This is a genomic window from Thioclava sp. PTB-PU3-1, from assembly GCF_055666785.1.
Window position 1 is genome coordinate 23,688 of the sequence record NZ_JBVNVL010000005.1, and the last position, 23,730, is coordinate 47,417.

Below are 23,730 nucleotides of genomic sequence, written 5' to 3' on the forward strand. Positions count from 1 at the left end.
CATTCAGTCCGAGGATCTTCGCGAGGCGCCCCCAAGGGTCAGAACTTCAGTCTCGTCGCGCTTAATTGCAAGACTTGGGACGTGACTAACTGAGTTCGTTCAGCCCCAATCAGACAAGAAGAGGGCCTTCCCGGCCCAATCTTTCTACGAGATCGGCGGGTCTCGCCGCGGAGGGATCCGAGCCCCGCAGGCCCGGCAATAGGCGGCCCGTTCAGCACGTCGAATCTCCACGGGCTGGTGGCAACGCGGGCAGAGGATACTCTGAGAGGCATTCTCGTCCTCACGAGGCCTGAACCTGCTGGCGAGATCTCCGCCCCACAAGAGCACAGCCATGCACAGATAGGTAAACCCTGTTACGGCGACGGCAATAGCGTGTGGAACCTGAAGATGCCCCAAAAAAGAGGAGAGCCCAAGGCCCGCGAGGGAGGCGAGACCCAAGATGGTCCCCGCCGCTGCAAGCACTCGTAAGATTGACATCCGTCCTCCAAGGAAATCCTGACGTAGTCGACACTCATCAAGTCACGCTAGTTCTTCTCTACTTTTGCGCGAGAAGCTTTCCGCCCGCCGAAGGCTTAGGTCAAGCACACATGTTCGAGGCCGATTGCCGCTGTGCTCAAGACAAAAGAACGGGGGACGCGGCAGGTCGCGCGCCTCTCAGGCGTCTCGGAACTGTCGGAAGGTCGCCCAATTTCTCAATGTCGTTAAACATTTCGCATCCACCTCCGTGGCGCGGCGACCCTCGCATGAGGCGCGCTACTCCGAAGCCTCCAGCATATCTTTGAGCTTGTCGACCCGACCCTGGCTAATCGAGACAGCATCGGGAAACGCGATCTCTGCATCACGCTTCAGCGCCGCGCCCAGATCGAAGGCATCTGCCTTGCTGACTTTCTTCAGCTCGTCCCACGAAACTGGTATCGCGACCGGCGCTCCGGGCCGTGCGCGCAGCGAATAGGGCGCGATTGCCGTGGCTCCCTCGCCGTTGCGCAGCCAGTCGACAAAAATCCGCCCCTTCCGCTTCGCCTTCGACATTTCGGCGGTGTAGCGCTTGGGCGACCGCGCCACGAGCAGATGCGAGAAGACCTGCGCGAAAAGCTTCACCGTGTCCCACCCCGCGCTGCGCCGAAGCTGGACGGTGACATGAATACCTTTGCCACCGGACAGAAGCGGCCAGCTTGGCATGTCAAGTTCGCCCAGAAAATCGCGGATTTCGAAGGCAGCATCCTTGACCCCGGCGAAATCCAGCCCCTCGTCGGGATCGAGATCGAAGACCAGACGGTCGGGCCGCTCCAGCCGGTCGACGCGGCTGCCCCAGATATGGAACTCGATCGTGCCCATCTGCGCCGCCGCGACCAGACCTTCCGCCTTTCGGATCACCATGTATTGCGCGGTTTTGCCGTCGCTCTCCGTGATCTCGACATTCTCGATCCCGTCAGGAAAGCCGCGCCCCGCGTGTTTCTGGAAGAAGCGCTCGCCGCCCAGACCTTCCGGCAGCCGCAGCAGCGACACCTGGTGCTCGGCAAGATGCGGAAGGATGCGATCGGCCATTGCCTCGTAGTAGCGCGCCACGTCCAGCTTGGTATAGCCCCCGCCTTCGAAGACCACTCGATCGGACGAGGAAATCCCGATCCCCGCAACGTTCGGGCGCTCCTCAGAGGCTACGTCATTGTCCAGCCGCACCGTGCGCGCTGGCTTGTCCTCGCGCAGCCCGAGGAAGACCGCGTGCCGCAGCCGGTCGCCCTCGGTGCGCTCGGCATAGCGAATTTCGGCGACCAGCTCGGGCGTGATCCAGTGCATGCCCTTGCCCTCCGACGCCTCGACATTGGTGGGCGCGGTCTTGCGGGCAAGCGGTTTCATCGCCTTGGCCAACGCCTCGGCCTGATTCTCGTCGAAGCCGGTGCCGACCTTGCCGACATAGCGCCAGCCGTCGCCCTCGGCGGCCCCCAGCGCCAGCGAGGCGAAGGGCCGACCGCGCTTGTCGCTTTCCTGCCAGCCAAGGATGACGAACTCGTCGCGGCGCTCGCATTTGACCTTCATCCACGCCTTAGAGCGCGCGCCGCGATAGGGCGCGTCAATGCGCTTTGCGATCAGCCCCTCGCCGCCCGCCTTGCAGATTGTGTTGAATGCGTCCTCGGGATCTTTCGAGATCACCGGAGAGAGCTGCGCGGGCCCAAGCGCGGGGAGCGGCTTCATCACATCTTCCAAAACCTCGCGGCGTTCGGAGAGCGGCGCCTTGCGCAGGTCGTTACCGTCGCGCGACAGGATGTCGAAGCCGTAGAAGCGGAACGGTCCACCTGCGGTGATCGCCTTTTGCAGCTCCGAAAACCCGTCGAGCCCTGCGCCTGCGACGATCTCGCCGTCGATCAGGGCGCTGTCGCAGTCGACCTCGGCCAGCGCGGGCAGCAGGCCGTTGAAGCGATCCGTCCAATCCTTGCCGTTGCGGGTAAAGACGCGCGGACCGCCTTTGCCAAGCGCGATCAGCGCGCGGTAGCCGTCGAATTTCAGCTCGTGCCACCACCCGTCGCCTGCGACCATCTTGTCGGAGAGCGTCGCGAGCTGCGGTTTGGAGAAGCCGGGGCGCTTGCCCGCCTGTGTCTCGACGGGCGGCTTGTCAGCGGCGATTTCGCGCATCATGCGCTGGCTCAGGACAGAGCGGCGATAGCGCGCCACCGGATCGCGCGCGCCGCTCGCCGCGTCCTCCGCCTTCGTGAGCAGCCAGTTTTCGCGTTTGCTTTCGGTTTTCATGCGGATCAGGTGCCACTCGCCGGTGAGCCGTGCGCCATGCAGGCGCAAATGCAGATGCCCTTTCTTGAGCGCTTTGCCGACCGGGATCAGCGGCTGCCAATGCCCCAGATCCCAGAGCATCACCGTGCCCGCGCCGTAGTTGTCCTTCGGGATCGTGCCCTCGAAGGTGAGGTAATCCAGCGGGTGATCCTCGGTCCGCACCGCGAGCCGCTTTTCACCCGGATCGAAAGACGGTCCCTTGGTGATCGCCCAGGACAGCAGCACGTCCTCCCATTCGAGGCGCAGATCGAAATGGGTGCGGGTCGCGTCGTGTTTTTGGATCGAATAGCGCGGCGCGAGATGGCCCGAGGCAGTGCCGCCATCGGGCTCTGGCGTCTGCGAGAAGTCGCGCATCTCGAGATAACGGTCGAGGCTTCCCATCACGCGGACTTCTTGGTTGAAGACTTCGCGCCGGAGGATCTGCTGGATTTCGACGCGGACGACTTCGAACCGGAGGTTTTCGATGACGATTTCCGACCCGTCGATTTGCCGCCGGACTTCGAGCCGGATTTGCCGCCGCCATCGGCCTTGAGGCTGTCCTGCAGCGCGGACATCAGGTCGACCACGTTATCGCCGCCTCTGCTGCTGTCGTCCTCTCCCGTCTTGGCGCGGGGCGTCTTCTTCGACTTGCGCTTGCGGTCGATCAGATCGCGCAGCGCCGCATCGTAGTGATCGGTGAAGGCGGAGGCGTCGAAACTGTCGGTCTTGCGGTCTATCAGCTGCGTGGCGACCTCCAACAGCTCCTTGTCCGCCGGCTCGTCCTCGATGTCGGAAAACAGCGGATCGGCCTCGCGAATTTCATCGGCGTAATGCAGCGTCTCCAGCAGGATACCGTCGCCGCAGGGTCGCAGTGCGCAGAGATATTCCTTGCCGCGCATCACCAGTTGCCCAAGCCCGACCTTCTTCGATTGCCGTAGCGCATCGCGCACCACCCGGTAGGCATCCTGCGCGAGATCGTCGGTCGGCACGACGTAATAGGGTCGATCGTAATAGAGCGGCGGGATTTCGGACGCGTCGACGAACTGCACGAGTTCGAGCGTCTTCTTGGTCTCGAGCTTGATCGCGTCGATCTCCTCGGGTTCGAGCAGCAGATACTCGTCATCGCCGATCTCGTAGCCCTTGAGGATCTCGTCGGCATCTATGGGTCCGATACCGGAGACGGTTTTCTCGTAATGGACGCGCTTGCCGGAGGGGCCGTGGATTTGCCGGAACGAGAGCCGCGCGCCCGTTTTGGTCGCGGAGTGGATTTCGACGGGGATGCTGACCAGCGACAGTCGCAGCTGGCCTTTCCAGATCGCGCGTGAGGCCATGGGCGGCTCCTTATGCTTGACCTCGGGGGAACGCCCTCTGCCGCGCCAGGTTCCGGTGGGCGACGAACGCTTGGATTGGGTGGCGTTGGGGCGGGGGGCAGACTTAGTGCGAGGTGCGAAGAGGGGCCCTTTCTGACATGCTCGAAACCACCAACCCCTCACCCTTTAAGGATCAAGCGGAACCTCCCTCCAAACTTGAGAGGTGTCACCCGATCGCGAGAGCTGGGCTCTGTCCGCTTTGTTTGATGAGCGCTATGTTAGCTATGTCGGCAAGATGCTGATTTCGGTCGCACCCTCGACGAGAAGGGCATTCCCATCTTCTGGGTTACGGGTGCAAAGGTTTTCCATCAATAACATGCGCATTGCATGCCGATGGAATGCAGGCCCCAAGCTTTTCGTCTGATGGACTCAACGAGAACACGCCGAACGGCATTCGTATCCTGCGCGAACCCGACGAGATGGATTATGCGCTTTGCTCCCAAATGGAAGACATGCCCTACGCGACGACGTGCCGCGTGATCGACAAGCTCGCCCCCTCGCATACGAAAACGAAAGGCGCAGCCCGGGTGGCCGAGGTTGAGAGAGCGCAGCGCGCCTTTCTCTTGCCTGCGGCAGAGTGATCGGTAGAAGGTCCGGAAAGAAGCAACGGTGCAGTCTTCGTGGCTACGCCGTTGTTTGTTTGAAGCGGGTGAGCGCTCTTAGGCTTGGCTGCAGAACGCGATTGCATCGGCGATGTTCTGCGCGGCGCGCCGCCCCAACGCTTCGGCATTTTCCAGCCCCTGCACGAAGGGGTTGTGTTTCAGCACTACCGGGATCGCCACGCAGGTTATCGTTCCGGCTGGTTGATGCGGGCCGCCGACCAGTAGGGTCTCCGGATCGAGATCGGCCGCATCGCGGAGCGTCGGGAACATCAACTCGGTGAGGTCGGCAGGCCTTTGGCCGCGCGCATCGATCAAGTGCTCGACCGTGATCGTGCCAGAAGCACCGGTGATTTTTACCGTCTGTCCCTCCGCCGCGATCGTATAGTCCTCCCCAAGCCGCACGAGTTCGAGCACGCCAGCGTCGTGCAGCGCAAGCATGCGTTCGATTGAGCGATGCGGCACCGATGCATACACATCGGAGAAAACCGGAAACAAATCACGATCGAACAGTGCGCGGTCTTCCGGTGTCAGATGCTGAACGATGCCCTGATAAACTTCATGTGCTGCCAACAAGGCGACGCGCCATGGTTCGCTGATCTTTGCGGCGCGGTTCGCCTTCGCGAGACCCAAATCGGAACGCACATCCTCCCAAGAGTTTTTTGACAGCCGATCGGCAAAATGGCGCTGCGCAAACCCTTCAAGCTGCGCGGGGCGCGTGCGTGCGGCATATGCGGGATCCAGTGCCTCCAGTTCTTTCGCAAGAACCGATTGGCAATTGATTAGGAAGTTGTCGTGCTTAGCGAGCTCTGAAAGCGCTTCGTGGGTAAACAGCGAAAGTGGCGGAAGCGGGTGAGGGTAATACCAGTCTGCATCGGGTAAGACACCACGGCGCGACATCATTACCATCGTGAACCCGGCGTCGGGAGTGTGGGGGACCCAGCGCACCTCGTTCTCATCCTCTTCAAATCGCCCGTGGAAAGACGCCAGGGCGACAGCGGCATCAATCGCAGAAAGAGAACTGCCAAGGAGTCCTACTGCGCTGCCAATGAAGCGTCGCAACGATTCCGCGGGCCACGGCGAATGGAGCTGAACTCCCGAGTTATCAGTCCGATCGCGCCATTGGTGCCCGGTCGCCAGGATGACGTGGTTGAAACTTTCCGTGCCTCTTTCGTGCGGTGTCTCCCACTTCACACGCGTCCCGAGCTTGGTCGGCTCTACGTCCAAGACAGTATGGCGCGAGCGGACCTCTACACTATGTCCGCGGCCACGCGCTTTCGCTATGAGAGCTGCTATTTGAGCGATAAAGTAGCGGCCGAGGACGAGGCGAGGATAGAAGGCCTCTGGCCCAATTTCCGCACGAGTGATCCCGAATTCTGCGAGTGTTGCCGCATTGCTATTCAGTAAAAACACTTCCAGGCTCTCCACCACGGGCGGGATCTCTCGACTGCCTATATTGGCGAGCATCTGCGGGTGGTTAACCCCATTTCGATAGGGCATCCCGGACCCGATCTCGCGCTCGCGCTCAAAGATATGGATTGTGAGCGGGGAGGAGATCTCAATCAGGTGCTTGAGCGCGTAAATGGCTGTAGCTCCGCTCCCGACAAGCGCGACCGATTGTGGCGCATTTGCGCTTTTGCGGGAGGAGAGACCGGCCGCCGGGCTGGCTATCGGCGTGCCATGTAATGGGCGCGGAGTGGGGCGTCTCACGATCCGACCTTTCGAAAGACTTCGCAGGGCTAACAAGTTTGAAAAAGTAGGAGTTTCTGCGCGATTGGCCGCGCATTATCGAAACAAGCATCGATAGGGTTGGTTCCTCCCGAGACAACTTTTAGGTCTCTTTCTTGCAGATCTATCCGTCATTACCCGGAGCAACCTTCGCTCTGGAAAGAAACCTCCGATGCACGTTGCTACTATCTTTCGTATTCGACATCGCATCTCCGCGCCGTCCATGCTTGCGTTGGAGGCGCACTCCCACAACTTCGCAAAAAGCCCTGTCGCGCGTAGGCATAAGGTGACGTCTTTGCTTCAAGCGACAGTCATTCGCCTGGAGGTATGGTGTCGCGTCAAATTTCGGCGGCCGATTTCCGTGACCTTCAGACGGTCAGCGTCCCTCTCGATCGTCGTTTCGTAGGCATTTTGCCAGAACCGAACGCTGACCTGCCGCCGATCTCAAGGCCACCCCCGGAGGCCATTGCCGCCGCCATCTGAAAAGCCGCATCGACGATCTCCGGTCCTGCAACTTCATACCGCCACGCTTAACCCCGGGCAGGGAGGCAGCAGCGGGTTACGGTCGTTGAAGCTTTCTAAGAAACCGAGTTTCGCATCGGCATGCACCGCTCGTTAAGGCCCTTCGATCGTATATCATTCGGGCAGCTACCCCGTTCACGCGCCTGTGTTATCCTGTTCATTAAGGCCTGGGGAGGCAAACATTGGAGGGGATATGAATACGCACAATAGGGCGGATTTTAGCGGGGTGTCTCGAGCTGCGCCACGGCGCAAGAGTGATGCGTGCATTTGTTTAGTAGGGCAGCGAGAGATTTTCGGCGATGCGATCATCCGGACGATAGAGAGCGAAGTGCCGGAGGTCTCGGTGGACCGCGTAGACTATCTGGAGGAAATCTCTCAACGCATTGATGAGAATGGCCGCCTTGCGAATGGCGAAAGGGTTTGCGCTTTGATCGTGGATGAAGGCAACGCCGCGGGACTAAGAGCGTTCATCGCGGCGCGCGGAGAAGCCCTTTCGCGCATGCGTGTCGCGATTGCCTACAGCGAGGACACGCCCGAAATGGAGGCAATGGATTTCCTTCGATCGGGCGCCTTGCTCAAGCAGGTGAGTTTCCTTCCGATGAGCATCAATATCACGACTTGGATGCTGACATTGCGCCTCATTCTGTCGGGGGGGCAGTTTGTCCCGCCAGCGCTTCTTGAGACCGGATTGACGGTCTCGAAAACGAGCTCGAAAAAGCTTGCCGAGCCGGGCTTTGATCTGGTGGCTGCGACGGGCATGATCGAAACCCTGACGCGGCGCGAACGGGAGGTCTTGCAACTCTTGGCATCCGGTCAGCAAAACAAGATCATCGCGGATCGACTTCGGGTCTCCGAGCACACCGCGAAAATCCATATCCATCGGATCATCAACAAGCTCGGCGTGAGTAACCGCACAGCGGCGGCCGTCTGGTATCACCGTCACGAGGCAGCAGCCGCTATTCAGTGAAAAAGTATCAAACACCCCGCCACGCCGAATTGGCGGGCGGGGTTTAGGTATGGTTTTGCGAGTTGTCTGTTCAGGCTACTTGCGCGGCAAGCTCGCGCGGAGCGCAGCACGCACATTGCCATCGGCAAATCGTTGCAAGTTCGTCGAGGTCGAAAGCAACAACCTCGATGGCACCGCCTGGCTGATATTTGTGCGATGACCTGAAACACGTCGCTATACACCTTTCTTATTTCCTGCGTCCGTCGGCAGACAGCCTCAATAGAGCGCTTACTCTTGGACAGGATCTGGCGTGAATTACGAGACGCGTTGCACCTAATGATCGTGTTGGTTGAGATCATTTCTTTGCCAATAGACTAGCGTATGTGGCTTGCCGCCGGGGCTACGCGAGGGCCCTGGTATTTGTAGAAGGCCATCCATTCCCGTTGGTCGCTTACGTCTCCGATCCGATCTCCCAAGCGTTTAGGTAGCTGTAATTGTATTTCAGGATTCGCCAAAGATGCTCGATGAAGACGTTGTCGAGGAACCGGCCTTCACGATCCATCAAGATGTGCACGCCGGATTGACGCTGCCCGCAGAAAGGATGCTCTGTGACCTCATCCTCACCTAAGGTGATCCATTATGCCGGAGGTGCTAAGTAGACATTCGTGAACAATGCAGCGAATGGCTGCTTTCCGCCCTTCCTGCTTCGGCGCAGTGAACGGCCGAGGCTGTGTGGAAACTGAAGTCCATGGTATATTTCCGCAAGGCAGCGGGAGGCACGGATGGCGGGTTTCATTGATGGCATCGACCGGGAGCAAGCCACGCTTTTCCCCGAGCGTCTCGAAGATTGGATTGGGGAGGATCATCTGGTCCGTGTCGTCGACCTCTTCGTCGATGAGCTCGATCTTCTCGCGCTCGGGTTCGGACGCTGTGTGCCTGCTCGAACCGGTCGCCCGGGCTACCATCCATCCGTCCTCCTGAAGCTCTTCATCTATGGCTACCTGAACCGGATCCCGTCCAGCCGCCGCCTGGAACGCGAAGCCGGTCGCAATGTCGAGCTGATGTGGCTAACCGGTCGCTTGGTGCCCGACCACAAGACCATCTCCGACTTCCGGCGGGACAATGGCCCGGCCATCCGCAGGACCTGCGCACAGTTTGTGGAACTATGCCGCCGGATTGGCGTGCTGAAGGGGGATTGCGTTGCCATCGACGGCAGCAAGTTCAAGGCAGTGAATAACCGCGACCACAACTTCACGAAGAACAAGATCGCCAGCCGTCTGGCACATCTCGAGCGCGATGTTGAGCGCTACATCGATGAGATGGTGCGCATAGACCGTCAGGAGGAGGGTAAGGCCCGGGCCGAAAAGGTTGCCCATCTCGCCCGTCGCTATGGCCGCATCCGGCAGGAGATCGCGCGGGTGAAGTCAATGGAGAAGGCTTTGGCCGATGCGCCCGACGTGCAGATATCGCTGACCGATCCCGATGCCCGCGCCATGTCGACCAGCGCCCGGCACAGCGGCATGGTCGGCTACAATGTGCAGACAGCGGTCGATACCGAGACGCATCTGGTCGTGGTGCACGACGTTACCAATCAAGGTTTCGATCGAGACCAGCTCAGCCCAATGGCGACCGCCGCCAAGGAAGCCCTGCGGCGCGACGACCTGCACGCCGTCGCCGACAAGGGATATTTCAGTGGGGCTCAAATCCTGGCTTGCCATCAAGCGGGGATCACCACGACCGTGTCGCGCCCGGAAACCTCGGGCAACCGGGCCAAAGGTATGTATGTGAAGGCCGATTTTGCCTATGACCCGGCACGCGATGTCTAAACCTGCCCCGCGGGTGAAGAGTTGACCTACCGCTACACGCGCGAGGAAGACGGGCTGCAGGTCGGTCGCTACTGGACCAATGCCTGTCAGCATTGTCCGGTCCGGCACCGCTGCACCAGTGGTAAGGAACGCCGGATCACGCGATGGGAGCATGAGCATCTGGTCGATGCGATGCGCGAAAGGCTGAGCGGGGACGCGGACCCGATGACCCTGCGCCGCTGCACGGTCGAACACCCGTTCGGCACGATCAAGGCTTGGATGGGGCACACCCATTTCCTGACGCGGAGGCTGAAGAATGTCAGCACCGAAATGGCGCTCAATGTTTTGGCCTATAATATCAAGCGAGTGATCGCGCTGATTGGCCTCCGGCGCCTGATGCAGGCCATTCCGGCCTGATCGGGCAGCCGCCCCGGGCTCAGTCGTCATGCTCTGCCCAGCAAGGGCTCACCAGGCCGCGATGCGCGCGAAGGAATGGTCGAAGGCCGCGAAAAACGAGCCGTGCGGAAAACTTGCATCAGAAAGCCCTCGTCGACGGGTTTCCACACAGCCTCGGCCCATTCCCGCCCTTTGGGGCAGAAGAATGTTCTCGCCTTCAGCCGACTCGGATTTGTCCTCACATTTGAATGATCCGGCGATATCTCCATTGATTGAACATTTCTCGCAGATATCGATGCTAACATCGTTATTATCGGCGGGTCTCACCATGGCAATCACGTCACCGCTCGTTTTCGAACCGTGAATCACGCAACAGACCTGAAATCAATGGGTCCTGACCCTAATCATGAGGCATATCCCTTTCTCTTCGGAGAACTGACGGCGCGTGAACACTGCCATGATATGCCGCCCCTCATGGGCCATCACCGACTTTCAGCTATATCTCTTCACTGGGTCAATACATCCGGTTCAATGCGCGGTGGCCATGGTCCGGCGAAACCGCTTGATCGCCACCACGAAGAACGCCGCGCTCAGCACTGACATGATCACCATGTTGGGCCAGACGATCGAAAGCCCTGCGCCGCGATAGAGGATTGCCTGCGAGAACGCGACGAAATGGGTCGAGGGGGATATCTGCATCACGTTCTGCAACCAGACCGGCATCGATTCCATCGGCGTCGTGCTGCCGGACAGGAGGTTCATGACGACCAGAACGGGCAAGGCCAGAAGTCCGAACTGGGGCATCGACGTGGTAAAGGTCGCCAGCAGGATGCCCAGCCCCGTGACCGACACGAGATAGAGCGCCGCCCCCAGAATGAAGAGCGGGATCGAGCCCGCAACCGGCACGCCCAAAAGCAGCTGCACTACCAGAAAGATCGACAGGATCGCCGCGACAATGATCGCAAGGCCGTTGGCCCAGATCTTGGCGACCATGATCTCTGAGGGCGTGACGGGCATGACCAGAAGATGCTCTATCGTGCCATGCTCGCGCTCGCGGATCAGCGCGGCGCCGGTCAGGAGAACCGACAGGATGGTGATATTGTTGATGACCTGCATCACCGAGGAAAACCAGACCGTGTTGCGGTTGGGATTGAACAAGGTGCGCACCACAAGATTGATGGGAAGCGCGCTGGTGCTGTCATCGCCGGAGACGAATTTCGTGACCTCTGCGAGGATGATCTCTTGCAGGAAGACCGAGCCATTGCCCGCCTGCACCATTGCCGTGGCATCGACATCGAGCAGGATTTCCGGCTGGAATCCGGCCAGAACATCGGCTTCGAAATGGGGCGGAATTGTCAGGACGAAGACATATTTTCCGCGATCCATCACCTCTTGGACCTGATTGGCCGATATCTCTTCTGGCGGATTGAATTCCGGGGGAAGAATCGCGCTCAGGATACGTCCGCTAAGGGCGGAGCGGTCCTGATCGACATAGGCGACCGAGGCATGGAGCACTTCGAGTTTGGCGCCCGTCGCCACCGAGTAGACCGCGAAGCTGAAGATATAGACGATCAGCACGATCAGCACGGGGTCGGCGCGCAGGCTGCTGAGCTCTTTCAGACCGAGCCGGAAGACATTGCTGAGCCAAGTTTTCATCTCAGCGCTCCTGCTTTCGAAGGGCCAGGATCGCCACGGCGACGAAGAACAGCGCGAACCCCGCCAGCATGAGGAGGTTCTGCCATAGCTCAGCGAAGCCCAGGGCCTTAGTGAATGTGCCGACGCTGATCTGCTGATACCAGGCCGACGGGAAGGCGAGACCGATGAGCCTCCCGCTGCCCGAGAGCGACGAGACGGGCACCAACAGCCCCGAGAAGTTGACCGCAGGAATGATTGAGATCACGGCTGCGGCGAAGGTCGCGGCCACCTGCGTGCGCGTGAAAGCGGAGATCAGCACGCCAAAGCCAGTCGCCGCCATTACGTAGAGCAACGTCCCGAGCAGGAGGGTGCCGACAGAGCCCTTGGGCGTCACGCCGAATACGCCATAAGCCATCATCATCAGCGTGACGAAACTGAGCAGCGCGATCACGACATAGGGGAGTTGCTTGCCCAGAATGAATTCGGTCCGCGTCACCGGGGTGGAGCGGAAATTGGCGATCGAGCCGGTCTCTTTTTCGCGCACCACCCCCATCGCCGACATCATCGAGGGGATCAGGATCAGCATCAGCATGATCACCGAGGGGATCATCGCATAGACGCTTTCGAAGGACTGGTTGTAGTGAAACCGGGTCTCGATGCTGGCGGCCGATGTGTCAATCACGCGTCCATAAGTGCGCTCGATTTGATCTGACATGTAAGAGGCCGCAAGGCCCGAGAGATAGCCGCGCGCGGTTTCGGCACGGAAGGGCATCGCGCCATCGATCAGGACCCGCACCTCGGGATCTTCGCCCTGCAAAAGGTCTTTGCCGAAATCGGGCGGGATCTCGATGCCGATGACGATCTCCGCGTTCTTCAGGCGGGCGTTCAGATTGTTGGCGCTGGTCGCGGGGGGCTGTTCGGAAAACCAGCGCGAGCCGGAGAAACTTTCCATCAGCTCGCGGCTCTCGGCGCTCTGGTCCTGATCGAACACTGCGTAGGGCAGGTCCTGAACATCGAAGGAAATGCCGTATCCGAAGGTCAGCATCAGGATGAGCGGGCCGAAAAACGCGAAGCTCAAGCGGATCTTGTCGCGCAGCAGTTCGAGGCTTTCGCGCCGCGTAAAGGCCCATAGCCGGGCAGGGTCGAATATGCGATTTCGCGATGCGGCGCCTTGGGTCTCGGCATGGAAGGCGGGGGGCTGGGGTGCGTGATCGGAACTCGTATCGGCCTCGCGCAGATAGCTGACGAAGGCGTCTTCCAGATTGTCCGTGCCCTTGCTCCGCGCCAGATCCTTCGGGGAGCCCACCGCCAGAACCCGCCCCGCATGCATCAGCGAGATCCGGTCACAGCGTTCCGCCTCATTCATGAAATGCGTCGAGACAAAGATCGTGACGCCGTGATTGCGCGACAGGTCGATCAGGTATTGCCAGAAACTGTCGCGTGCCACCGGATCGACGCCCGATGTCGGCTCGTCGAGGATGAGCACCTCTGGCGAATGGATCAGCGCCACGGCGAGTTGAAGGCGTTGACGAATGCCCAGCGGCAGACCATCGGGGCTCTTCTCGGCCTCTTCCGAGAGGTCGAAAGTCTCGAGCATGTCGCGAACCCGCTGGGCGCGGGTTTCCACGGGCAGCTGGTAAAGCTCGGCGTGAAGTTCGAGGTTCCTGCGGACACTGAGCTCAGTGTAGAGCGAGAAGGATTGCGACATGTAACCAACACGTCGCCGTGTCGCCATGTCGCCAGTATCCAGCTCTTCGCCAAAAAGCAGCGCCTTGCCTTCGCTGCTCGGCTGCAGGCCGGTGAGCATCTTCATGGTCGTGGTCTTGCCGCATCCATTCGAACCAAGGAAGCCGAAGATCTCGCCGCGCTCGATCTTGAAATCCACATGATCGACGGCGGTGAAGTCTCCGAAACGGCATGTGAGGCCCTGCGCCTCGATTGCGGGCGGGCCGTCAGTGAGCGTGCGCGGGGGCACGATCACCTCGTGATGGCCTGCGCGTTCGGCTTCGGGCAGAAGCTTGATGAAAGCCTGCTCCAGCGTAGCTTCGCCAGCCTGTGCACGGATCTCTGCGGGTGCTCCGGTGGCGATAACCTGACCGTTCGACATCGCCGCAAGCCAGTCGAAACGCTCTGCCTCGTCCATGTAGGCTGTGGCGACGATCACGCTCATCGTGGGGCGCACGCTGCGGATGCGTTCGATGAGTTCCCAGAATTGCTGGCGTGAGAGAGGATCGACGCCAGTGGTCGGCTCGTCGAGGATCATCAGGTCGGGATCGTGGATCAGTGCAGAGCAAAGCGAAAGCTTTTGCTTCATCCCGCCCGAGAGCTTACCCGCGGCCCGGTCGGGAAACGGGGCGAGGCCCGTCGACTGCAACAGATCGTCGATGCGTGCGCGCCGTTCGTCTTCGGGCTGCCCGAAGAGGCGGCCAAAGAAATCGAGGTTCTCGCGCACGCTCAGCGTCGGGTAGAGATTGCGCCCCAGACCTTGTGGCATGTAGGCGATGCGGTGATTGCAACTCCGCAAATGGGCGTGGTCGCGAATATCGCCGCCCAGCACCGTTGCCTCGCCTGTCTGCAGCTTGCGGACCCCGGCGACCAGGGCCAGCAGCGAGGATTTACCCACCCCGTCCGGCCCGATCAGCCCAGCCATGCAACCCGCCGGAATATCAAGGCTTACATTGTCCAGCGCGCAAGTGGTGCCGTAGCGGTGGGTGATGCCCGACAGGCTTGCGACCAGAGCGCGCGTCATTGTGGCAGCTTCACCTGAAGTGTCTCGGGCCACTGCGCGGTATCATCCACACGCACATAGCCGATCCCGGCCACGCCCGCCTTCGCCTGTTGCTGATATTTTTCCAGCAGCTCGGGGGAGATCGACAGTTTTACGCGGAACATCAGCTGTTCGCGTTCATCCGAAGTCTCGACCGATTTCGGCGTGAATTGCGCTGTGCTGGCGACGAAAGTCACCGTTGCGGGGATGACGTATTCGGGGATCGGATCGAGGATCAGCCGTGCTTGCGCCCCGATCGACAGCCGCCCGGCATCGGCCGCGGGCAGAAAGATCGTCATGTAGATATCGGTCAGATCGGCGAGCGTTACGACAGTGCCACCCGCGGCGACGATCTCGCCGCTCTTGATCAGGATATATTGCACGCGCCCGTCATGGGGCGCCTTGAGCTCCATGTCGGACTGGACGCTCTTGAGTTGCTCGACCGAGGCATTCGCAGCTGCGATCGTTGCGCTGGCGAGATCGATGCCCGCAGCAGCCGAGGCGACCGCGGCCTGCGCGGTGGTCAGGGAGTTGCGCACGGTATCGAGCTGCTCCTGTGTCGCGTGGCCGTTCGCGGCCAGCTTCGCCGTGCGGTCGAATTCGCTCTGGACATACTGCTCTTCGGAGAGGCGCTGCCTCGACAGGGCCTCTGCCTGGATCTTCTGTTGTTGGGCCTGAAGCACGGCGGCCTCGGCGGCGCGGAGCTGGGCGTCGATCTCCGCGGAATCCATCCGGGCGACCGTCTCTCCCGCCTTCACCCAATTCCCTTCAGAGACGAGAACTTCGGAAATCCGGCCCGCCATCTTGGCGGAAACATCGATACGCTCGGCCTCGATGCGCCCGTTGCTCATCGCAAAGCCTGCGGGCAGGGCAGGGGTCTTCGTTTCCATCCAGTAGTAATATCCGCCCCCTGCGATCACCAGTATGGCCGCGAGGATGAGATATACAGGTTTCCATCGCATGGGGTCGGTCTCCAGTTCTCGCGGGGCGCAACCGGGCGAAGGGTCGCCGGGCGGTCATCCTGCAGGGCAGCGCTTTTCTGCGCTGCGGCGAAGCATATGCCTTTGGCATAGCAGTAGCGAGTTATTGAAGTCAACGAGAGCGAGACGGCATAACGGCCATGCGCAGGCGTCACGATCGTCCAAGCTTGCCGGACCGTTTCTGATACACCGCTATATCTTTGCAGTGCAAAGCGGGTGAATGCGGATTTTCGCCTTTGCGGTTCCCGGTTTTCGACCTTTTGCTATAGTCGGCACTTCGCAAAAAATACAATAAATCCCTCACACATCACAAAAACCTGTTGATCGAAGTCAAAGTGCGAAGCAAGCTTGTGAACGATATGGTTCACTTTGGGGCACGGAAGAGATTGCCCCGGCATAAGGAGATGACACATGAACAAAACGATCGCGAACAAGGCAGTGCTGGCGCTGTTCGTATCCTTCGCGCTGGGCGCGCTGGCGGCATGCGACCAGACGCAAGAGGCTGCGGCGGTTGCTGGTGCGGACAACGTTCCCAACATGACTGCCCATATCGAAAACCCGATGTAAGGGCCTCCGCGTCCTGGAACCAGAATTGGCCTCGTTCTCTTGCGCCCGTTGACATCTCTCGCCGGTTCTAGTGCAAGGCGCAATTGGGTGCGTGTCCGGGGCATGGCGCGGCGCGGGGCTTTTTAGATCAACTGCAAGCTTCTCATTTTGTGTGATTTTGTCTGACCGTTTTTTCAGGTCCGCTTTCCATACTGAGGACACCATCAAGTGAACCCGCGTGCCGGGTATGCCATGTCCAAGGAGAAGCGCAGATGAAGGACACAGAAGTTGAATGTGAGGTCACAGACAAGCGCAAGCGGCGCGAGATTCGGGCGACGGATGCCGAATGGGCCGGGATCAAGAACTCAGCTTCGGCGGCTGATCTCTCAATCTCCGACTATGTCTGTCGATGCGCTCTCGCGGTAGACAACTCCCCGCGCGGCAAGCCGTCGCCTGCAATCATAATCAGGATCGAATGGGCGCTCTGTGAGCTCAACGATATCCTTCGCGGCATTGCGCGGGAATTGGTCTCGACGGGCAAGATTGCACCGAAGGCTCTGAATGTTCTCATACAATGCGAAGGCATGCTGATCAAAATTGAAAGCGCGCTGCACAAAGGCGGGCCGTCGCGATGATCATCGGTTGGACGACATTCAAGGGGCACAGCCTCGGCGACTATCAGCGGCTGGTCAATTATTTCGCCGCAGAAACGGCCGAAAAGCGGGTGAACACCTCGTTCATTTTGGTGCGGCGGCATCCGTCACCGGAGCTGCTGCGCGGCACTCCTGCGCAGGTCTTGACCACGCTTGAGGCCCTGGACCATAAGCACCGCCTCTCGGCCTTCACGCTTACATTCTCGGAGACCGATATCTCGGTCCAGGCGTTCAATGCGGGCGATCCGGATGTGCGCGACACGGTGCGGCGCATTGTCGATCTGGCCCTGGAGGTCGCGTTTCCCGCTGTGCCCTACAACCGCCGGCCCGCAGCTCTTGTAACGACGCATACGCATGCAGGAAGGCTCGAGTTGAACTTCGCGCTCCCGCGATGCGTGATCCGCGCGGATGGCCGGGTGCGTGCGCACAATCCTTCCCCACCGGGCGAGCGCGCGCATGACCTTTGGTGGGCTTTCGTCGACACCGTCAACGCGCATTTCGGCTTCGATGACCCCGGGAATCTGGATCATGCCCGGCTCATCAAGCTGCCGAATGACATCGTCAAGCAGCTTGCTGAAGCGCGGCGAAACCTGCGGAGTTCTCCCTACGAAGTTCTGGAAGGGTTCATCCCCGCAGTCATCAACGAAGCGTCGAGCATTCTCGCCGAGCGCGGGGCTCTGACCCGCCAGGATTTGAAAAAGGCGATCATGCCAGTCGTAAAAAACATCGGCCTGACGTTCAAGGAAAGCTCGGACTTCGGAACAACCTTTGTCTTTCGCTCCGAGGGGATTGAACGGCCGGTGACCTTTCGGGGCCCGCTGATGAGCGCGGAATGCGATGAAACCGTCTCACGCTGGCCGAGCTGGAACGAAGAACGCCAGAAGATATTGAGAGCCGCCCCTGAGAGGCTCGCCTCGCGCTGGCTCGAGATGGCAGACGATGTTTCCAAGCGGCACAAATTCGCGAAGCCCGACAGCTTCGAAGGGCTATCTGAATTTCTCGCGCCCGCGCCCAAGCCAGCGTCCCGCGCTTTTCGTCAGAAGGACAGGGGGCTACGGCCGATGGCCGGCCTCCTCCATCGTCTTGTAACCGGGTGTCTGATGGGCGGGCTCGTCGCGCGTCTCGTCACCGCACTGCCCGAGAACATCTTTACTAAACCCCGCAAAAAATTGGAGGCCCTCAATGGCCGATACACAAAGCAACTCGAACCAAGTGAAACGTCAGGACATCCTGGATCTGATCGAGTCGAACCGACGTATCGCGGAACTCATTCCAGATCTCCAGGCGCTCCTGGCAATCGAGAAGGAGCGCGGGGTGGTCGAGCGACTGGATCAGATGATCGAGGATCTCGGCGCGATCTCGCAGCAGCTCGTGAAAGCCGCGAGTATGATGGGCGACGCGATCGAAGCGTTTCGCAAGGAAGCGCAGAAACGCGAAAAGCGCGAGCAGGAGATCGTCGATCTGATGGCCCTCGTTCACGAACGCTTGCGGCGTTTGGGCTGAATGAACTGGACGCAAGTATCAAAGCGCTGCTCGAACGCCTCGGAGCGACTCAGGGACAAGGGGGCGGAAAGTTTGAAGACGCGCTGGAGCCGGCAGAGATCGGCGCGCCCGAGGAGAACGACGAAATTCTCCCCTACGGGCCGTGAACGCTTCGGGCGTCACAAGCTCAATAGACGATCGGCAACCTCTCGATCGCGTATTGCAGCAATTCGATTTCGCTTGTTACTCGTCCCTACGCTTGAGTAGGAACTCTTGTGCGGCAGTGTTTCAAGCCTACGAAATTAATCCTTTTAGTTGAACGCACGAATGCATCGTAGAGTTCGGCGGTTGCGCCCTCCCGCAACCAAATCTTCTAAAGCATATCAAACGCTTAGCCTCGCTCCCCGCGAGGCTCTTTGCGTTGCGATAAACACAGTGGAAGCAACAGAGCGCGCCAATGAAAAAGGCGGCCATGGGGCCGCCCTTTCCGATATCCGCAAAGCTTCGGCTCGGTTCACGAGGCCAGAAGCGCTTTCAGCTTGTCGTCGATGAACTTGACGTCGTCGGGGTTGGTGCCGGGGCCGCCGGCGAAATGGCCCCAGATCGACGGCACCGGCACGAATTCGGCGTTGGGCATGTTGGCGACCTCGATCTCGCTGTCTTCGGGCGGGAAATAGAGGTCGGTCTGGCCGGGCATGACATAGGCTTTCGCCTTGATCGCGCCGAGTGCCGCTTTGAAGTCGCCGTTATACAGCTCGTTCGCGCTGATATCGCCATTCTGCCAGGTCCAGGCCATCGTCAGCAGGTTGTTGGCGTCTTTCGGCAGGAAGAACCCTTCCCAGAACCCGATCAGGAAATCCTCGAGCGAGGCGTAGCCGAGGGACTTCAGGTCGAGCTCTTCTCGATAGAAGCTCTGTGAGAAGCCCCAGCCTGCGTAGACGCGGCCAACTGCGCGCAGGCCTTTTTCGGGCTTAGAGGTGTAGCGCCCGTTTTCCCACGCGGCGTCGGCCCGCAGCGCCGCCTTCACCCCTTCGAGGAAGACATAGTTGTGGCGTGAACATTTCGCCGACCCGCAGAACGGGGCGATCAGATCCATCATCTCGGGATACATCGCCCCCCAGTGGAAGGTCTGCAGCGCGCCCATCGACCAGCCTGTCACCATGCGGATCTTCTCGATGCCGAACTTCTCGGTCACCAGACGATGCTGCGCCTTGACGTTGTCATAGGCGGTCACGTTCGGGAAACGGTCCGCGTTATAGGGCTCCGGCGTGTTCGAGGGCGAGGTGGAGAGCCCGTTGCCGAACATGTTCGGAATGATGATGAAGTATTTCTCGGGGTCGAGCGCCATACCGGGCCCGATCAGCCATTCATTGTCGTAATGCTGCCCGGAATACCACGTCGGGTAGACGATCACGTTGTCCTTGGCCGCGTTCAGCTTTCCGAAGGTCTTGTAGGCGAGGCGGGCGTTGGGCACGGCTAGGCCGCATTGGAACTCGAAGGTGCCAAGCTCGAAGATTTCATAATCAAGGGTCATGGTTTTTCCTCATGTCAAACATGGTTTTTCCTCATGTCAAAATGGAGCGACGCCCTATCTCAGGCGACGCTCCGGAAGATCGTTGCGGATCAGGCAGTCGCGGTTTTCCCGCTCAGCGTGGAGATCAGGTAGTAAGCGACGCCGCCGACAAGTCCGGCCGAGATGGCGGTCGACAGATGGGGCAGATACCACTCGACGACGAAGGCCACCGCGGAGCCACAGGCCCAGGCGATGAAGGCCGTGCCGCGCCAATCGCGGTCGATCTCGGAGTTCTTCCGCACGAGGAACTGATCCACGAGGATGATCGCGCCGATCGGCGGCACGAGGATCCCCAGCAGCGACAGCCACTGGATGAAGAAGGCCCAGACATTGGTAGCCGCGATCACGATGCCGATGGCACCGAGGATCACCGCGAAAAGACGCATGTGGCTGCGCAGGATGCGCGACCAGCCGGTGGCGGCGTTATAGAGGCAGTGGGCACAGACCGAGCCAAGGTTCACGTAGAGGAACAGGAAGGCGAGGACGCTCAGCCAAGTCATCTGCATGTTGTTCATGTAGCCGAACATGTTGTCGGTGCCGAAGGGGTTGGCATCCGGAACGGCCAGGGCTGCGGTCATGATGCCGCCGACCAGCATCGCGGCGAGGTTGGCGAAGGGGAAGGCGCTGAAGGTCGCGACCCAGGAGCTTTTCGTGTCCTTGGCCCAGCGGTTGAAGTCGGCGCTCACGGTGCCGGCGTCGATGAAGAGCGCGATGACCACGGTCAGGCCGACGCCCATCGACATCGTCGCGACGCCATTATTGCCCGGGTAGGACATGATCGCGTCCCAGCTGGTCGTCGAAGCCGCGTCGCCGACGACGAAGAGACCCAGAATGACGAAGAGCGGCACCGAGATCATGCCGATCAGGTGCAGGCCTTTCACGCCCACGAAGGTGACGCCGATGTAGAGCGCACCGGCGATGAGCGTCATGACGACGTAGTTCAGGTCATAGGTGGAACTGACGAGCGCGCCGGTGATCCCGGTTTGCACCGCGTACCAGCCGAGTAGAAGCGTCGAGAGCAGGCCGGAGGCGAAGACATAGCCCTTCCGGCCGAAGACGATGCTGGCGAGCAGGGCGAAGTTCATCCCTTTCGTCGCGCCGAGCTGACCGAGCAGACCGACATAGACCAGCATGATCAGGTTGCCGATGATCATCGCCGTCAGTGCCGAGCTGAACCCCATGCCGAGCACGAGGATCGAGCCGGTCATCGCGCCGGTGATGATCATCGGGAAACCCATCCAGACCATCGTGACGGAGAACATGCTCCGCCGGGCTTTTGCCGGAACCGGTTCATGTTCGTATTCATCGCCGAGCGCGTGATCGATCTCTTCTTCGATATGTTCGAGCGCTTCTGGCTCTAGATGCTTTTCCGTCGTGGTCATGATGTTCCTCGTTGTTGGACTGTTTCTGATGTTCTTGTTTTTGCAGGCATGCGAAGGCCGGGCGCTTGCCGTGGGCAAACGCTGACGAAAGTCTCGCCGGGGCGGAGTGGATAAGGGGTCGATCAGTTCGGCAGCTTGATCCTGCCGTCGTTTGTGACCGGTTATACTGATCTCAGAGTTTTTGGGCGCGTGCGCCGATCGGGTTAGGGCTCTGTGGTCTCTCCATTTGGGGCGGCAAATCGCCGGGCCGAAAACGCAAAAGCCCCTCACGAATCCATTCACATGGTTCGTAAGGGGCTTTCATTGCCAGATGCGGCGCTCTTCGTTGAACGCTACGTCAACACGATGGCGTGATTCGTTTCAATATGCAAATGTTTTGATGTAACGATGTAAGGCGCTGAAAATAATGCGAAAAAAATTTCATCGCATGATTTCAGATGCGTTTTGCAATGCGTCGAGCTTGCCGCCACGTCAGTCATTTGCTATTCGATTCGTATGTGACCGTTCCCCCGGACTCCGCATTCGCGGGAGTTCTCGTTGAAAGATATGGAACCGTATTAATGGCTTTTGACAACGAGCCGGTCGCAGTTGGCCTCCTTTTTTCCCAAACCGGTGTAACGTCGGTGATCGAGCGCACGCAGCGTCAGGCTGCACTGCTGGCGATCGAAGAAATCAACAATGCAGGCGGTATCGATGGTCGTGAACTTCTGATCGAAGACAGCGACCCGGCTTCCGATCCGTTGCGCTTCAAGAGCGAGGCGGAGCGCCTCATCGATGTCGGCGCAAAGACCATCTTCGGCTGCTACATGTCCTCCGCGCGCAAGGCCGTTTTGCCTGTGGTCGAGCAACGCCGCGCGCTGCTGTTCTACCCCACGCTCTACGAAGGTTTCGAGTTTTCGAGCAGCTGCGTCTATTCGGGCGCTGCCCCGAACCAGAACTCGCGTTGGCTGGCGGATTATCTCACCCAGACTTATGGCGACCGGTTTGTCTTCGTCGGGTCGAACTACGTTTTCCCCTATGAATCCAATCGGATCATGCGGGATCTGCTGATGCATCGCGGGGCGAAGGTCGTCGACGAAATCTACATCCCCCTGCGCCATAACGAGGAATATATCGAGCGGGCGATCTCGCGCATCAAGGCTGCGGGGCCTGCGGTCGTGTTCTCGACGGTCGTGGGCGAAGGGTCGGTCCGCTTCTACCAAGCCTACGACCGCGCGGGCTTCGATCGCAGCAAACAGCCCATCGCAAGCCTGACCTCGGGCGAGCCCGAACTGCTCGCGGTCGGCAAGGATGCCTCGATCGGCAACGTGACGGCCGCGCCCTATTTCAGCGTGCTCGATACCGAGGCGAACCGTCGCTTCGTCACCGCTTATGCGCGCCGGTTCGGGCCGGATCAGCCGATTTCGGCGGGGACGGAAGCCGCCTATTTCCAAGTCTATCTCTTCGCGGAAGCCGTGCGCCGGTCCGGGGCGACCGATCGCGATAGCGTCTTGCGCACCTTGCCGAATTTCAGCTTCGAGGCGCCGCAGGGCCCCGTGCAGGTCGAAGGGGACACCCATCACACGAGCCTCTGGCCCCGGGTTGCCGTCGTCGGCGAAAGCGGGGCTTTCGAGATCGTGCGCGAAGCGCAGGCACCGGTGCGGCCCGACCCTTATCTCGTTGAATATGATGAAGACTTGCAGATGACGTCTCCGCAATTCGGAGCCGGAGGGGGCGGAAGCTGATGCCCCGGCTGCGTCTCAAGGATTTGCGCGACCTCTCGGTCATCGTCGTCCACCCGCCGGACGCAGATGGCAAGGCGCTCATGGATCAGCTCAAACGCATCGGCTGCCGCGCGGAACTGATGTGGCCCCCCGCCAAGGCGCTGCCGAGCGGGACGGATGTCGTTTTCGCAGGCGTCTTCTTCGAGAGCCAGAGTGCCCTGAGCAGCATGCTGCGGAAGTCCGAGAAACCCGGTCCGACGGTGATCGGCATCGTGAATTACGAGAACCCGGCGATGATCGAACTGGTGCTCGACATCAACGCATTCGCGGTGATTTCGAAGCCGGTCCGGACTTTCGGTATGCTGACAAATCTTGTCGTCGCACGCTCCAATTGGATGCAGGCGGCGGATTTCCACGACAAGATCGGCAAGCTCGAAAAGAAGATTTCCGGTCAGAAGAAGATCTCGAAGGCGAAGTCTATCCTCATGGAAATGCACAAGATTTCCGAGAGGGAAGCCTATGGCACCATTCGTGCGCAGGCGATGGGTAAGCGGATTTCCGTAGAGGAAATGGCGGTCGCGATCATCAACGCAAACGAATTGTTGTCATCAAGACCGGATGATGTATAGTCGAATCAGATCGATGGCCAATGATGTCCATCGGTTCGGCACAGAAAGCCCGCTGAAGACACTGTAGTGTCTTCGCGGGCTTTTTTGGTTTTCAGGATGGTGCAAAGGCCGCGCCATCGCTGCGGGCGTACCAGAGCGCACGCAACCCCGCCCTCGTGGCGGCGCTGAATGGCAACGATGCCAATCGCTCCGAACACCCGGAGCCCCCTTCGCCAAAATGATCCGGACCCCCGCGGCCCGGTCACGGCACCTCA

At 60.0% G+C, this 23,730-nt stretch carries 15 protein-coding genes and 1 pseudogene; 8 read left to right on the forward strand and 8 right to left on the reverse strand.

The features are described from left to right. Positions 1-753: 753 nt before the first annotated feature. Both ligD and ku read right to left on the reverse strand, forming a co-directional pair. Entirely contained in the window at positions 754-3,162 is a 2,409-nt protein-coding gene (gene ligD, locus ACZ7GB_RS13855; protein ID WP_472159130.1) for a DNA ligase D, read from the reverse strand. Continuing rightward, positions 3,162-4,091 carry a non-homologous end joining protein Ku gene (gene ku / locus ACZ7GB_RS13860; protein ID WP_472159131.1) on the reverse strand — a complete coding sequence of 310 codons (930 nt, stop codon included), beginning with the start codon at positions 4,089-4,091 and terminating at the stop codon, positions 3,162-3,164. Before ku ends, ligD begins: the two co-directional genes overlap by 1 nt. Positions 4,092-4,468: 377 nt before the next feature. Here ku and ACZ7GB_RS13865 point away from each other — a divergent pair, with 377 nt between their 5' ends. Further along, on the forward strand, positions 4,469-4,711 hold the full coding sequence (locus tag ACZ7GB_RS13865) for a hypothetical protein (protein ID WP_472159133.1): 243 nt from the start codon (positions 4,469-4,471) through the stop codon (positions 4,709-4,711). A 78-nt stretch (positions 4,712-4,789) separates the two neighbouring features. Here the strand turns inward: ACZ7GB_RS13865 and ACZ7GB_RS13870 are convergent, their stop codons facing one another. After that, complete coding sequence (locus ACZ7GB_RS13870; protein ID WP_472159134.1) at positions 4,790-6,439, reverse strand: FAD/NAD(P)-binding protein; 1,650 nt, start codon at positions 6,437-6,439, stop codon at positions 4,790-4,792. Positions 6,440-7,172: 733 nt separating this feature from the next. On the opposite strand from ACZ7GB_RS13870, the gene ACZ7GB_RS13875 reads away from it, so the two are divergent. Next, complete coding sequence (locus ACZ7GB_RS13875; RefSeq protein ID WP_472159136.1) at positions 7,173-7,946, forward strand: helix-turn-helix transcriptional regulator; 774 nt, start codon at positions 7,173-7,175, stop codon at positions 7,944-7,946. A 761-nt stretch (positions 7,947-8,707) separates the two neighbouring features. Next, positions 8,708-10,147, forward strand: a pseudogene (locus ACZ7GB_RS13880) (IS1182-like element ISPse1 family transposase). A gap of 507 nt (positions 10,148-10,654) precedes the next feature. On the opposite strand, the gene ACZ7GB_RS13885 reads toward ACZ7GB_RS13880, so the two are convergent. From ACZ7GB_RS13885 to ACZ7GB_RS13895, 3 genes are read right to left on the reverse strand one after another with little or no spacing between them, the layout of a single operon-like run. Next, positions 10,655-11,782 (reverse strand): ABC transporter permease, encoded by a 1,128-nt coding sequence (locus tag ACZ7GB_RS13885; protein WP_472159137.1) that lies wholly within the window; start codon positions 11,780-11,782, stop codon positions 10,655-10,657. Between the two features lies 1 nt (position 11,783). Continuing rightward, positions 11,784-14,510, reverse strand: a complete 2,727-nt coding sequence (rbbA, locus tag ACZ7GB_RS13890) for a ribosome-associated ATPase/putative transporter RbbA (protein ID WP_472159138.1) — start codon at positions 14,508-14,510, stop codon at positions 11,784-11,786. Continuing rightward, positions 14,507-15,490 (reverse strand): HlyD family secretion protein, encoded by a 984-nt coding sequence (locus tag ACZ7GB_RS13895; RefSeq protein ID WP_472159140.1) that lies wholly within the window; start codon positions 15,488-15,490, stop codon positions 14,507-14,509. Before ACZ7GB_RS13895 ends, rbbA begins: the two co-directional genes overlap by 4 nt. 429 nt (positions 15,491-15,919) lie before the next feature. Between ACZ7GB_RS13895 and ACZ7GB_RS13900 the strand changes: the two genes are divergently transcribed. From ACZ7GB_RS13900 to ACZ7GB_RS13910, 3 genes are all read left to right on the forward strand, one after another. Beyond that, a complete protein-coding gene (locus tag ACZ7GB_RS13900) occupies positions 15,920-16,075 on the forward strand; it encodes a hypothetical protein (RefSeq protein ID WP_273069962.1) in 156 nt (51 codons plus the stop codon). Between the two features lie 251 nt (positions 16,076-16,326). After that, positions 16,327-16,689 carry a plasmid mobilization protein gene (locus tag ACZ7GB_RS13905; RefSeq protein ID WP_472159142.1) on the forward strand — a complete coding sequence of 121 codons (363 nt, stop codon included), beginning with the start codon at positions 16,327-16,329 and terminating at the stop codon, positions 16,687-16,689. Next, complete coding sequence (locus tag ACZ7GB_RS13910) at positions 16,686-18,356, forward strand: hypothetical protein (protein ID WP_472159143.1); 1,671 nt, start codon at positions 16,686-16,688, stop codon at positions 18,354-18,356. The genes ACZ7GB_RS13905 and ACZ7GB_RS13910 overlap by 4 nt, the downstream gene beginning before the upstream one ends. Before the next feature lie 347 nt (positions 18,357-18,703). Here ACZ7GB_RS13910 and ACZ7GB_RS13915 read toward each other — a convergent pair whose 3' ends face one another. Then, positions 18,704-19,723: an alpha/beta fold hydrolase gene (locus ACZ7GB_RS13915; protein WP_472159145.1), complete on the reverse strand. Its 1,020-nt coding sequence runs from the start codon at positions 19,721-19,723 to the stop codon at positions 18,704-18,706. Positions 19,724-19,812: 89 nt separating this feature from the next. Beyond that, a complete protein-coding gene (locus ACZ7GB_RS13920; protein WP_078544958.1) occupies positions 19,813-21,144 on the reverse strand; it encodes a purine-cytosine permease family protein in 1,332 nt (443 codons plus the stop codon). Between the two features lie 560 nt (positions 21,145-21,704). On the opposite strand from ACZ7GB_RS13920, the gene ACZ7GB_RS13925 reads away from it, so the two are divergent. After that, positions 21,705-22,868, forward strand: a complete 1,164-nt coding sequence (locus ACZ7GB_RS13925) for a transporter substrate-binding domain-containing protein (RefSeq protein ID WP_078522107.1) — start codon at positions 21,705-21,707, stop codon at positions 22,866-22,868. After that, positions 22,868-23,476 carry an ANTAR domain-containing response regulator gene (locus ACZ7GB_RS13930; protein WP_078522106.1) on the forward strand — a complete coding sequence of 203 codons (609 nt, stop codon included), beginning with the start codon at positions 22,868-22,870 and terminating at the stop codon, positions 23,474-23,476. The genes ACZ7GB_RS13925 and ACZ7GB_RS13930 overlap by 1 nt, the downstream gene beginning before the upstream one ends. Positions 23,477-23,730 lie beyond the last annotated feature (254 nt).

Excerpts from the sequence above, each read along its gene's own strand:
- ACZ7GB_RS13925 (WP_078522107.1), top strand. The coding sequence starts at position 21,705 with ATGGCTTTTGACAACGAGCCGGTCGCAGTTGGCCTCCTTTTTTCCCAA.
- ligD (WP_472159130.1), bottom strand. The coding sequence starts at position 3,162 with ATGGGAAGCCTCGACCGTTATCTCGAGATGCGCGACTTCTCGCAGACG.
- ACZ7GB_RS13885 (WP_472159137.1), bottom strand. The coding sequence starts at position 11,782 with ATGAAAACTTGGCTCAGCAATGTCTTCCGGCTCGGTCTGAAAGAGCTC.
- ku (WP_472159131.1), bottom strand. The coding sequence starts at position 4,091 with ATGGCCTCACGCGCGATCTGGAAAGGCCAGCTGCGACTGTCGCTGGTC.
- ACZ7GB_RS13895 (WP_472159140.1), bottom strand. The coding sequence starts at position 15,490 with ATGCGATGGAAACCTGTATATCTCATCCTCGCGGCCATACTGGTGATC.
- ACZ7GB_RS13875 (WP_472159136.1), top strand. The coding sequence starts at position 7,173 with ATGAATACGCACAATAGGGCGGATTTTAGCGGGGTGTCTCGAGCTGCG.
- ACZ7GB_RS13865 (WP_472159133.1), top strand. The coding sequence starts at position 4,469 with ATGCAGGCCCCAAGCTTTTCGTCTGATGGACTCAACGAGAACACGCCG.
- ACZ7GB_RS13910 (WP_472159143.1), top strand. The coding sequence starts at position 16,686 with ATGATCATCGGTTGGACGACATTCAAGGGGCACAGCCTCGGCGACTAT.
- rbbA (WP_472159138.1), bottom strand. The coding sequence starts at position 14,510 with ATGACGCGCGCTCTGGTCGCAAGCCTGTCGGGCATCACCCACCGCTAC.
- ACZ7GB_RS13920 (WP_078544958.1), bottom strand. The coding sequence starts at position 21,144 with ATGACCACGACGGAAAAGCATCTAGAGCCAGAAGCGCTCGAACATATC.
- ACZ7GB_RS13915 (WP_472159145.1), bottom strand. The coding sequence starts at position 19,723 with ATGACCCTTGATTATGAAATCTTCGAGCTTGGCACCTTCGAGTTCCAA.
- ACZ7GB_RS13905 (WP_472159142.1), top strand. The coding sequence starts at position 16,327 with ATGAAGGACACAGAAGTTGAATGTGAGGTCACAGACAAGCGCAAGCGG.
- ACZ7GB_RS13930 (WP_078522106.1), top strand. The coding sequence starts at position 22,868 with ATGCCCCGGCTGCGTCTCAAGGATTTGCGCGACCTCTCGGTCATCGTC.
- ACZ7GB_RS13900 (WP_273069962.1), top strand. The coding sequence starts at position 15,920 with ATGAACAAAACGATCGCGAACAAGGCAGTGCTGGCGCTGTTCGTATCC.